This window comes from Bradyrhizobium sp., from assembly GCF_035309285.1.
Lineage (GTDB): Bacteria > Pseudomonadota > Alphaproteobacteria > Rhizobiales > Xanthobacteraceae > Bradyrhizobium.
In genome coordinates, this window is sequence record NZ_DATGFH010000039.1 from 1 (window position 1) to 9465 (window position 9465).

8 protein-coding genes and 1 pseudogene are annotated in these 9465 nt (G+C 61.1%); 7 read left to right on the plus strand and 2 right to left on the minus strand.

Translation table 11 applies throughout. The features are described 5' to 3' along the window. On the plus strand, nt 1-447 hold a 447-nt coding region (locus tag VKR55_RS08060; RefSeq protein ID WP_475386519.1), incomplete at its 5' end, for a uroporphyrinogen decarboxylase/cobalamine-independent methonine synthase family protein. Nucleotides 448-541: 94 nt separating this feature from the next. Next, the gene (locus VKR55_RS08065; protein ID WP_324401552.1) at nt 542-2779 is read left to right on the plus strand and encodes a tetratricopeptide repeat protein; all 2238 of its coding nucleotides are present in this window, start codon (nt 542-544) and stop codon (nt 2777-2779) included. 167 nt (nt 2780-2946) lie between these two features. Here the strand turns inward: VKR55_RS08065 and VKR55_RS08070 are convergent, their stop codons facing one another. Both VKR55_RS08070 and VKR55_RS08075 read right to left on the minus strand, forming a co-directional pair. Then, the gene (locus VKR55_RS08070) at nt 2947-3831 is read right to left on the minus strand and encodes a hypothetical protein (RefSeq protein WP_324401554.1); all 885 of its coding nucleotides are present in this window, start codon (nt 3829-3831) and stop codon (nt 2947-2949) included. A 10-nt stretch (nt 3832-3841) separates the two neighbouring features. Continuing rightward, a pseudogene (locus VKR55_RS08075) lies at nt 3842-4087 on the minus strand (DUF6471 domain-containing protein). Nucleotides 4088-4234: 147 nt separating this feature from the next. Between VKR55_RS08075 and VKR55_RS08080 the strand changes: the two are divergent. The 5 genes from VKR55_RS08080 to VKR55_RS08100 form a co-directional block, all read left to right on the plus strand. Next, nucleotides 4235-5593 carry a hypothetical protein gene (locus VKR55_RS08080; protein WP_324401556.1) on the plus strand — a complete coding sequence of 453 codons (1359 nt, stop codon included), beginning with the start codon at nt 4235-4237 and terminating at the stop codon, nt 5591-5593. A 56-nt stretch (nt 5594-5649) separates the two neighbouring features. After that, nucleotides 5650-6846 (plus strand): methionine adenosyltransferase, encoded by a 1197-nt coding sequence (gene metK / locus VKR55_RS08085; protein WP_324401563.1) that lies wholly within the window; start codon nt 5650-5652, stop codon nt 6844-6846. A gap of 127 nt (nt 6847-6973) precedes the next feature. Continuing rightward, complete coding sequence (gene ahcY, locus VKR55_RS08090) at nt 6974-8404, plus strand: adenosylhomocysteinase (RefSeq protein ID WP_324401559.1); 1431 nt, start codon at nt 6974-6976, stop codon at nt 8402-8404. Nucleotides 8405-8914: 510 nt separating this feature from the next. Further along, a complete protein-coding gene (locus tag VKR55_RS08095) occupies nt 8915-9160 on the plus strand; it encodes a hypothetical protein (RefSeq protein ID WP_324401561.1) in 246 nt (81 codons plus the stop codon). A gap of 177 nt (nt 9161-9337) precedes the next feature. Continuing rightward, nucleotides 9338-9465, plus strand: a 128-nt coding sequence (locus VKR55_RS08100) for an NAD(P)-binding protein (RefSeq protein WP_324401565.1), incomplete at its 3' end; no start/stop codon positions are given.

Consider the following 9465-nt stretch of genomic DNA (forward strand, 5'->3'; position numbering starts at 1 on the left):
ATCATCAACTATGCGATCGCCGAGAAGCCCGCCGACATGGTGATCACGACGCATGTCTGCCGCGGCAATTTCCGCTCCACCTGGATCGCGTCGGGCGGCTACGAGCCGGTCGCCGAAACCCTGCTCGCCGGCACCAACTACGACGGCTATTTCCTGGAGTACGATTCCGATCGGGCCGGCGGCTTCGAGCCGCTGCGCTTCCTTCGGAGGGGCAACAAGGTCGTGGTGGTCGGAGTCATCACCTCGAAGTTCGGCGAGCTCGAGAAGAGGGACGCCGTCAAGCGGCGGCTGGAGGAGGCGGCGAAGTTCGCACCGCTGGAGCAGCTCGCCTTGTCGCCGCAATGCGGCTTCGCCTCGACCGAGGAGGGCAACATCCTTTCCGAAGACGAGCAATGGGCAAAGCTGAAGCTCGCGGTGGATGTCGCAAATGAGGTGTGGGGGCGATAAGGCCGAACAGGCGCCGCCGAGGCACAGGCCGACCGGCCGCGAATCACGATAGCCATGCTAAACCTCCGGAGAAACCTCGCCCGGAGGATTGTATTTGGCCAGCAATGTCGGTTCGCGCGCCTTCCATAATGCACGACTGCAAAAGCAATTCAGGAAGGAAGCCGAAGCCCTGATTCAGGCGGCCGTCGTCGCCTATCGCGGCGGCAAGCTGGCAGATGTCCGCGCACTGTGCCGGCGGATCGTGGAGGTCCTTCCCGATCACTTCGACGCGCTGCATCTGCTTGGCGTCGTTGAGCTCGATTCCGGGCACCACGAGGAGGCGGAGCGCGCGCTCCAACGCGCGGTCAGTGTCAATCCGAGGTCGGCGGAGGCGAGTTCCAATCTCGGGTTTGCCCTCTTCAAGCTGCGGCGATTTGACGAGGCGCGCAGGCTCCAGGAAAAGGCGATCGCCCTGCAGCCGAACTTTCCGACGGCTCTCACCAACCTCGGCAACACGCTGATGCGGCTGAAGCGTCCGGAGCAGGCCATCGAGATGCACGATCGGGCCATCCGTCTCAAGCCCGACTACAGCGATGCGTATGTCAACCGCGGCATGACGCTGCTGCTACTCAATCGGAACGACGAGGCCGAGCGGAGTTTTGACAAGGCGCTGGCGTTGCGGCCGCGCCAGTTGCAAGCGCTCGCTGGCAAGGGCCTGGTGCAGTTCGGTCAACGCCATTTCGACGCGGCGCGCGCGTCGTTCGATGCCGCATTGGCGATCAATCCGAACGCTGCGGAAGTCCTGGCGCATCGCGGCCGGCTCCATGTGAAAATTGGACAGATAGCGAAGGCGGAGTCCGATTTCGATGCGGCGCTCGCCATCGATTCCGAGCTGGAAACCGCATGGCGAGGCAGGGCGCAGATCGCGGTCCTCAGAGGCGATGTGGCTCGGGCGGTGGCCGCTTGCAACAAGGTGCTCGCAAGCAACCCCCATTGCGAAGTCGCCACCCTGCTGCTGGGTAATTGCTGCGCCAAGCAGGGCGAAATCGATGCCGCCATTGCGTACCTGGATCGGGCGTTGGCCATCAAGCCGGATTTCCAGGAGGCGATTTCGAAAAAGATCTTCACGATGGATTTCGCCGATGTCGATTTTGCAGTCCAGCAGGCCGTTCGGAGATCCTGGTGGGAGGCCATCGGCTCCAAGGTGCCTCGTAGGCAACTTCGGCCGTTCAACGTCGATCGGGACAGGCGGATCGTCGTCGGTTATGTGTCTTCCGATTTCAGGGATCACTCCGCAGCGCTGACGTTCAAGCCCCTGCTCCGGCACTACGATCGCGAGAATTTCGAAGTCGTCTGCTACTCGTGCTCGCCCGAGCGTGACGCGGTGACGGAGGAATGCCGATCGCTCGTCGATCGCTGGGTCGATGCCTGGCAGTTTTCCGACGAGGAACTGGCCGATCATATCCAATCCGACAAGGTCGATATCCTGGTCGATCTGTCGGGCCATTCGGACGGCAACCGGCTCGGCGTGTTTGCGGCCAAGCCTGCCCCGATCCAGGCGACGGGTTGGGGACTGGCCACCGGAACGGGGCTTCCGACCATCGATTATCTGTTTTCCGACGCCGTGATGATTCCCGAAGCCGTCCGGCCTCTCTTTGCGGAGAAAGTCTACGACTTGCCGTGTGTGATCACGGTCGAGCGACGAGAGGAATTGCCGCTGTCGCCGCTTCCCATGATCGGCAACGGCTATGTCACGTTCGGCGTGTTCAACCGGATCGACAAGATTTCCGATGCGGCGTTGGCGCTCTGGTCGAAGCTGCTGCGCGCGGTGCCCAACTCGATCATCATGATCAAGCACGGCGCGCTGAACGATGCGTTCGTGCGTGACCATCTGATCAGCCGATTTGTCGCCCACGGCGTTGCGGCGGATCGCGTCCGCTGTGTCGGGGCAACGGCGCGCCGCGAGCACCTTGCCGCATTCGCCGATGTTGATATCGCGCTCGATCCGTTCCCGCAGAACGGGGGTGTCAGCACCTGGGAGCCGTTGCAGATGGGCGTTCCCGTCGTCGCCAAGCTCGGTACGGGTTGTTCCGCGCGCGCCGGCGGCGCCATCGTGAAAGCGGTTGGTCTCGAGGATTGGGTGGCCGAGGACGACGAGGGCTATCTGGCGATCGCACAGAACTACGCATCCCGGCCCTCCGAGCTGGCCGCGCTTCGCGCGCAATTGCCGTCGAGGGTTGCGAGCTCGGAAGCCGGCAACATGGAGCTCTACGTGCGCCGGGTGGAAGAGGGCTATCGACGCTTCTGGCGCGACTATTGCGCCTCACACGATGGGTCGACCGAGACGAAATAGCTGCCGCAGGGGAAAGCGTCCTCATCTCCTGACAGATGCGCAAATGCGGTAATATGGCGCAAACGCCGCTGGAATAAAAAAACCAGTCGTTTCGACGTCATGCCGTTCATTCAGGAGAATGAACGATGCGCGGCGCACGGACCATATTGGTACGCGTCCTTCTTATCTTAGTACTCACCCCAACGGGGTCCAGCAGTCATCGAGAGCTCCCTGACCGCCAGCATGTTTGCGGGGATCGGCTGCTCTTTGATATTTATGGGAATGGAAGTGCCCGCCCGATCTCTGGGATGTTCGGAATCTTCGTGCGAGATTTGCGCATAGAAGGCGGTTTGATACCTTTCATGGGAAGCGTCTTCGTAGACGACACATCCGGTGATGACTGGCGTATAACTTTCGACCGCCGACCAGTCGCGGATTTGGATCGTCCGATCCACGAAATAAGGAAACGATTTGGTGTCGTTGGGGAACACCAGGTAGGGCGAATCATCCCACTTTGGTTCTTTCGCGCATTGTTCTTCTTGGACGATTTTCCAGTTGTTGTCTTCACCTCGAACGATTTCAGCGAAGACATCCACGACGGCTGGCAAGTGCCCGGTATTGGTCAAGTCGAAAGACAGGTGAAACATGCCTTCCGCAGGATTGAACAAGAAGCTCTCATTCTTGACGAGCTTGCGGATGCTGATTTTATGAATGGTGACCCACGGTCGTTGTTCGATCTTTGATTCTTGCAGTTGACCTCTGATAAGGTAGGCAGTAGCGCCCGCAACGACAATGCCGCCGACGCCGACGAATACAAGCGCCTTCGTATAGCGAGCTACAGCGCGGGTCCAAAGGACCATATCGGCATCAAGCTTGCGCTTTTGATCTTGCTCACTTTGATAGGATATAGGGAGGTCTGGTTTGCTGTAGATGCCGATCCACCTACCAATGCGACGAAAAAGGCTGCCGTCTTGTTGGCGCTTATACTCGCGCTGCTGGCGCTGTGCGGCGCGAGCAAACTCCTCTCGGATATTCTGTAGCGCCTTGAGGAGCCGCCTATTTTCCGCCGACATTTATACTCCGCTAAATCTCCTCCAAAGCTACCTGTTCAAGCTCCAAGGCTGCAACACAGGCGAGAAAGAATATTGCGGAAAATGATCCCCGCTTCAGCTTCACAGTGATTCAGGCTTCAGTCTCCTTGAGGCCGTGTTTTTTCAGCCGCTTCACCATCTCCGTATAGGTTACATCGGCTTTCTTCATTTCCGTCTTGAGGAAGGCTGCGGCACGCTGCCCCCATTCCTCCTCCGCCTTATTGCGCGAGATCGGCATCGAGGCGCAACGGATCGCGGCGAGCGCGAAAGCGTATTTGCGGAAATAGCGCGCCCGCCCGGGTCAGGCCATTCCCCCGGTGGGCAGATAGTGCTAGCACAGAAGTCCAAACCGCCGCTGCCCACCACCGTCCCAACAATCACGCCCATGAAAAACGACGAAATCCTGAGCCAGATTTCGGATTTCTGCCGTCTGGCAGACATGGCGGAGTCAACCTTCGGGCGCCGCGCCGTGAACGACGGCAAGCTGGTAGCCCGTCTGCGCGAGGGGAAGCGGATCACCATCGATACGCTCGACCGCATCCAGGCCTATATCGCGACCTCGACGCCTGGCGGCGTCGTGCCGCCGCGGGGTCTGCCGGTCCCGGTCGAAAAGCGCGATCCGAGAGGCAATTTCCGCTTCTTCGAGAACCGCCAGAAATACCTGCTGTTCGTTCACACCTGCAGCGAGAAGCGGGTGATTGCCGAGCGCATCGGGCTCGAGCTCTCCAGCATCCATCCACGGCCGCCGGCGCTGCGCGTGTTCGATGCCGGCGTCGGCGACGGTACGGTGCTGGCGCGGGTGATGCGGCTGATGCACGGGCGCTTTCCGCATATGCCGTTCTATATCGCCGGCAAGGAGCTGAGCCTGGAAGACGTCCGCCTGGTGCTGGAAAAGGTGCCGGACCGGATGTTCGAGCACCCCGCGACCGTGTTCGTGCTGACCAACATGTATTACGCGGAAGCGCCGTGGCTCACGCCGAAGTCGCAAGTCGCGGCTGCGGGCATGATCTGGCACGAGGTGCCGCTGCGAGGAGCTTCGTCCGGCGAATTCGAGGCCCAGATCGCCGAGCTTCACCCCTTTCTGGAGCAAAACTGGCGGGCCAACGTAAGCCAGCGCACCGGCATGCCGATCTATGAGCGCCCGGTGGCGCTGGTCTTGTATCGCGAGGACCACCGGTTCCTGCTCGATTCCATCATTCCCCGGGCGGGCCGGACCGAGGCCAATTTCGACCTTGTGATCGCCTCCCAGCCTTATCGAGCCAAATCCTCGGTGAATTTTCGGGCCAAACGCATTATCGCCCCACTGGCCCGGGGCCTGCGCGCCGGTGGGAGATTGATTGGGATTCACTCCCATGGCCAGGATCCGGGCATGGAGATCATCCGGGCGGTCTGGCCCGGAGAAAACCCTTTCTCGGTAAGCCGTCATGAGCTATTGCGCGCGGTCAAGTATGAGCTGGGATCGACCGGGCGTGACTTGAATTTCAACGCGTATGCCGATAACCGCTCGATCTTCCGGTATGATATGGAGGCGCTGCCCAACGAGGTGACGGGCTCGATTGGAACCTCGACGGCCTTTGCAGCGTGGAACGCGGCGGTGTATGTCGCCCAGATCGAAGACGACCGGCTGACGGAGGAAATGGCTCAAAGCGGCCGTACTCTCGACGCCGCCAGAGAGGTTTTGCGAAAGCATAACGGGCTCTGGTTCTACGACGAATCCTACGTCATCTCGCGCCGGCGGGACTGACTCTTGGGGAAAATCACCAGCGAGCCGCCGCAGTGGCGGAGACTAAGGGGTTGTTGATGCGCGCGTCCTATCTGTTCACCAGCGAGTCGGTTTCCGAAGGCCATCCCGACAAGGTCTGCGACCGTATTTCCGACGAGATCGTCGATCTGTTCTATCGCGAGGGTCCGAAGGCCGGCATCGATCCCTGGGCGATCCGCGCCGCCTGCGAAACGCTCGCCACCACCAACAAGGTTGTGATCGCCGGCGAGACCCGCGGTCCCAAATCGGTCACCAACGACCAGATCGAAAGCGTCGTGCGCGGCGCGATCAAGGATATCGGCTACGAGCAGGACGGCTTCCACTGGGAGAAGTGCGACATCGAGATCTTGCTGCATCCGCAGTCGGCCGATATCGCGCAGGGCGTGGATGCCATGCAGCCCGGCACCAACCGCGAAGAAGGCGCGGGCGACCAGGGCATCATGTTCGGTTATGCCTGCAACGAAACGCCGGACCTGATGCCGGCGCCGATCTTCTACGCCCACAAGATCTTGCGGCTGATCTCGGAAGCCCGTCACGCCGGCAGCGAGAAGTTTCTGGGCCCGGATTCCAAGAGCCAGGTCACCGTGCAATACGAGAACGGCAAGCCGGTCGGCGTGCGCGAGATCGTGGTCTCGCACCAGCATCTCGATCCGGACATGAGCTCCAAGCAGGTGCGCGATCGCGTCGAGCCTTATGTGCGCGAGGCGCTGCCGAAGGACTGGATCAACGGCAAGACCATCTGGCACATCAATCCGACCGGCAAGTTCTACATCGGTGGTCCCGACGGCGATTCCGGCCTGACCGGCCGCAAGATCATTGTCGACACCTATGGCGGCGCGGCCCCGCATGGCGGCGGCGCCTTCTCCGGCAAGGATCCGACCAAGGTCGATCGCTCTGCGGCTTATGCGGCGCGCTACGTCGCCAAGAACATCGTCGCGGCGGGGCTCGCCGACCGCTGCACGCTGCAGCTCGCCTATGCGATCGGCGTGGCGCGGCCGCTGTCGATCTATATCGACACCCACGGCACCGGCAAGATTCCGGAGGACAAGCTCGAGAAGGCCGTGGCCGAAGTGATGGATCTGACCCCGCGCGGCATCCGCAGGCATCTCGACCTCAATCGGCCGATCTATGCCCGCACGTCGGCCTACGGCCATTTCGGCCGCACGCCGGACAATGAGGGCGGCTTCTCCTGGGAGAAGACGGACCTCGCTGAACCGCTGAAGCGGGCCGTCTGACTTCTTGCTGTCATTCCGGGGCGCTCGCGCAGCGAGCGAACCCGGAATCTTCATCCACCATTTCGAGATTCCGGGTTCGCCTCCTCGGGGCGGCCCGGAATGACGAGCCAAACGACAGGAATCTCGCATGACCGCCGCCGCCAAGAAGTCCGCCTTCACCGACTACATCGTCAAGGACATTTCGCTCGCCGAATTCGGCCGCAAGGAGATCTCGCTCGCCGAGACCGAGATGCCCGGCCTGATGGCGACGCGCGAGGAATTCGGGCCGAAGCAGCCGCTGAAGGGCGCGCGTATCGCGGGCTCGCTGCATATGACGATCCAGACCGCGGTCCTGATCGAGACGCTGGCCGCGCTTGGCGCCGATATCCGCTGGGTCTCCTGCAACATCTATTCGACCCAGGATCACGCGGCCGCCGCCATCGCGGCCGCGGGCATTCCCGTGTTTGCGGTGAAGGGCGAGACGCTCAAGGATTATTGGGACTACACTGCAAAGCTGTTCGACTGGCACGGCGGCGGCACGCCCAACATGATCCTCGATGACGGCGGCGATGCCACCATGCTCGTGCATGCCGGCTACCGCGCCGAGCAGGGCGATACCGCCTTCCTCGACAAGCCCGGCTCCGAGGAAGAGGAAATCTTTTACGCGCTGATCAAGCGGCTGCTGAAGGAGAAGCCGAAGGGCTGGTTCGCCGAGGTCGCGAAGAACATCAAGGGCGTGTCTGAGGAGACCACGACCAGCGTGCACCGCCTCTATGAAATGGCAAACAAGGGCACGCTGTTATTCCCGGCGATCAACGTCAACGACAGCGTTACCAAATCGAAGTTCGACAACCTGTATGGCTGCCGCGAGTCGCTGGTCGACGGCATCCGGCGCGGCACCGACGTCATGCTGTCGGGCAAGGTCGCGATGGTCGCTGGCTTCGGCGACGTCGGCAAGGGTTCGGCGGCCTCGCTCCGCCAAGCCGGCTGCCGCGTCATGGTTTCCGAGGTCGATCCGATCTGCGCGCTGCAAGCGGCGATGGAAGGCTATGAGGTCGTGACCATGGAAGACGCAGCACCTCGCGCCGACATCTTCGTCACCGCCACCGGCAACAAGGACATCATCACCATCGAGCACATGCGCGCCATGAAGGACCGCGCCATCGTCTGCAACATCGGTCACTTCGACAACGAGATCCAGATTGCCTCGCTACGCAACCTGAGATGGACCAACATCAAGCCACAGGTCGACGAGATCGAATTCCCCGACAAGCATCGCATCATCCTGCTGTCGGAAGGGCGCCTGGTGAATCTCGGCAACGCCATGGGCCATCCGAGCTTCGTGATGTCGGCGTCCTTCACCAACCAGACGCTGGCGCAGATCGAATTGTTCGCCAACAACAAGGGCGGCAAATACGAGAAGAAGGTCTACGTGCTACCGAAGTCGCTGGACGAGAAGGTCGCCCGCCTGCACCTCGCCAAGATCGGCGTGAAGCTCACCGAGCTGCGCAAGGACCAGGCCGACTATATCGGCGTCAAGCAGGAAGGCCCGTACAAGTCGGATCATTACCGGTACTGAGGCGGTAGCGATTGCGGTCGCAAGGCTGTTTGGTGCTGCGGAGGTCCGCTTGTGACACCCAGCGGATATGCCGACTCTTCCGATTGGGGTCTGCTTCCCGGGGGTGACCGGACATCGCGAAGTAAACAGCCACTTCCAGCAACTGATCATAGCCTGAAATTTTCGAACCCAGCCGACCCGGCTGGCGTTCGAAAATTATTGGTACGCAACAAATTCCACACCCCGCGACATAAAACATTTGACGCGCTGAATTTTCTCTGCGTTTAGATCAAGACATGCGTCGCGGGTAAAATTGCCTGCACTCTTGAGGACCGTAATGCGCAACGTACGCACACACATCGCAGAGACTGCTGCCAGCGTCCGGCCGCTTATTTGGCTGGCCGATTGGTCGTGCATGTCCGTGGTGACGTGGGGCCCGACTTTTCGGCCCGAAGCGGGGCTGCTCCACAAAGCAAGAGTGTAACTCTCGGCGCAGGGCCGCTCCCTCCGCCGAACCGGCAGGAGGGCAAGATGAACGCCCGCAACAACGTCAAGAGACCATCCGATCAGAGCTTGGACGCGAGGCTTGTGCTGGCAGCGGCTCGACTGCGATTTGCCGCGCACATTGATTTTCTCGTGGCTCGCTGGCTTGAGCGCTGCGCCGCGAACGCCGAGGCCGCACAACGGTTGTTCAAGACTGATCGGAAGCCCAAACATAAGTCCGGCATGGGCGCGAGCCTTGTCGTATCATCTCCACGTTGGGACGAGTCTTCATGACTGGGGCAGGCGCCGGGTTGGATAGTGTCAATGTGTCGAGAGGTTGCCCGCCGCCGGTATCGTCCAAAACTTTGAAAGGCCCAGGAGCAATCCGGGGCCTTTCCTTTATTGCATTTCGGTTCCCTGCCGACTAACTGGTCATTGGGGCAAGCAGCGGGTCCGCGCGGGGAGTGGCTGATGGCAGCAGAGCATTTCGACGTCCTCATTGTCGGCGCCGGCCTGTCCGGGATCGGCGCGGGCTATCACCTGCAGACGAAATGCCCGTCGAAAAGCTTTGTCATCCTCGAGGGCCGCGACACGATCGG